The sequence below is a fragment of the Vibrio sp. Vb0349 genome, assembly GCF_033338975.1.
The window spans coordinates 1-1,075 of the sequence record NZ_JAWOTS010000411.1; the positions used below are offsets into that span (position 1 = coordinate 1).

The following is a 1,075-nucleotide window of genomic DNA, read 5'->3' on the forward strand; positions in this document are numbered from 1 at the left end:
CAGCGGTTTTGCTCGAAGATCTGACATTTCAGCAAGTAGCTGAACTTTTTGACATACCACTAGGCACGGTGAAGTCTCGGTTAAGACTCGCAGTAGAAAAGTTAAGGCACTCAATGCATACGGAGCAACTATGAACAAACATCCAGATAACAACTTGTTAGAAGCATACGCTTCGGGCAGCATTGATGCGGTTTCTGGTCTTGTGGTCGCCACACATTTAGAGACGTGCTCAAAGTGCCGAGCGTATGTAAACCAAGTAGAAGCAAGTCAAGCAAATACAGTGAGCGAAAGTCCATCAGAGTATTCACCTGAGTTTGATGACATGTTGAACGACATTATTAACGCAGAACCTGTGAACGACAATGTGGTGATTCAAGATACAGCTTTCGTCAATGTCGCAGGTAAAAGCTTCGAGCTTCCAAAAACGTTAGTGCGCTTTTCTGATTTGGTGGGATCGTGGCGAAGCTACGGTGGGAAAGTTTTCAGTGCACAAATTGATTTGGGTGAAGATGCTCGAGTGAGCCTGATGTACATCGGCGAAAATGTACAAATCCCACAACACACGCACAGAGGGTTGGAATCCACACTGGTTCTGCATGGTGGATTTAGCGATGAAGACGGGCAGTATGAAGAAGGCGACTTGATGATACGAGATGCCTCAGTCAAACACAGCCCCTTTACTCAGGAAGGTGAAGACTGTTTGTGTTTAACGGTACTCACTGAGCCAATGATTTTCACGCAAGGTGTTGCACGTATCTTCAACTTGTTCGGCAAAGGGCTTTACCCATAAGCTTAAAACGCCGCGTTTTGTTTAGAAAAAAACCACCGTATTGTGCGGTGGTTTTTTATTCTTACTTTTGCGCAAATTTGCGGTCGTTAGTGCTTATGCCGCGCTTTTTCCAAAAGATCCGTAAAGTAATGACGCAGTGAATACAACATGATCAAGCTCGGGATCACCATTACGGCCGTGAGAATGAAAAACGTGCTCCAGTCATTTAGGTAGTCAACCAATTCACCGCTGAATGACGCTAGCGTGGTTCGTCCAAAGTTTCCTAGCGACGCAAGCAATGCATAT

At 45.2% G+C, this 1,075-nt stretch carries 2 protein-coding genes and 1 pseudogene; 2 read left to right on the top strand and 1 reads right to left on the bottom strand.

Annotation, left to right across the window (positions count from 1 at the left end; all coding sequences use genetic code 11):
• Positions 1–134: sigma factor-like helix-turn-helix DNA-binding protein (locus R7Q47_RS26235; RefSeq protein WP_318090260.1), on the top strand; the 134-nt coding region annotated here is incomplete at its 5' end.
• Complete coding sequence (locus tag R7Q47_RS26240; protein ID WP_023584115.1) at positions 131–790, top strand: ChrR family anti-sigma-E factor; 660 nt, start codon at positions 131–133, stop codon at positions 788–790. The genes R7Q47_RS26235 and R7Q47_RS26240, both read left to right, overlap by 4 nt.
• 86 nt (positions 791–876) lie before the next feature.
• Here the strand turns inward: R7Q47_RS26240 and R7Q47_RS26245 are convergent.
• A pseudogene (locus tag R7Q47_RS26245) lies at positions 877–1,075 on the bottom strand (MFS transporter); the annotation flags it as partial.

What these genes read in the sequence shown, in the direction of transcription:
- R7Q47_RS26240 (WP_023584115.1), top strand. Translation starts at nt 131, where the DNA reads ATGAACAAACATCCAGATAACAACTTGTTAGAAGCATACGCTTCGGGC.